This is a genomic window from Variovorax sp. P2_H12, assembly GCF_056403395.1.
In genome coordinates this window covers 1-445 of record NZ_JBFUFO010000201.1, presented here as the reverse complement: position 1 = coordinate 445, position 445 = coordinate 1, and the positions used below count along the sequence as shown (strand labels likewise).

Here is a 445-nt window from a genome sequence, read left to right as displayed (position 1 = left end):
GTTGCCAGTCGACTGCGCCAAGCATTCCGCTGTCGTTGGCAGTCCGACCGCTACCAAGGCCGCCCTGCCGGAAACCCCCAAGTGCACCGATACTCCCAACCATGGACATCCGCCTAAAGACCTTCGTTGCCGAGGCATCGACGAGGATGAACTTCCTGCGTGACGAACTCGGTTGCATTGGTCCCGAGGCTCACCGTCCCAGCGACAGCTACCCGCTGGTGATCAGCGTCCAAAATCGTCGCCGCGATCTGGCCGTGGAAGTCTTCCTGCTCCTCGCCTACGCCGGTGAGGAGTACGTAGCCACGAGGCTGTCACTCGGCGGCGGATCAAAACCCCGGGAACAGGAAGTCGGCTCACACACTGCGCACACGGCCTACGCGATGCGCCGGGCGCTCGATCGCCAAGCCGAGGCGTTACGTGATGCCCTTCGCGATGTGTAGTGGCG

At 63.1% G+C, this 445-nt stretch carries 1 protein-coding gene; it reads left to right on the top strand.

Features of this window, described 5'->3' with window-relative positions:
- Positions 1 to 101: 101 nt before the first annotated feature.
- Positions 102 to 440 (top strand): hypothetical protein, encoded by a 339-nt coding sequence (locus AC1DYK_RS35805; protein ID WP_326626139.1) that lies wholly within the window; start codon positions 102 to 104, stop codon positions 438 to 440.
- The last annotated feature ends 5 nt before the right edge of the window (positions 441 to 445 follow it).

What these genes read in the sequence shown, in the direction of transcription:
- AC1DYK_RS35805 (WP_326626139.1), top strand. Translation starts at nt 102, where the DNA reads ATGGACATCCGCCTAAAGACCTTCGTTGCCGAGGCATCGACGAGGATG.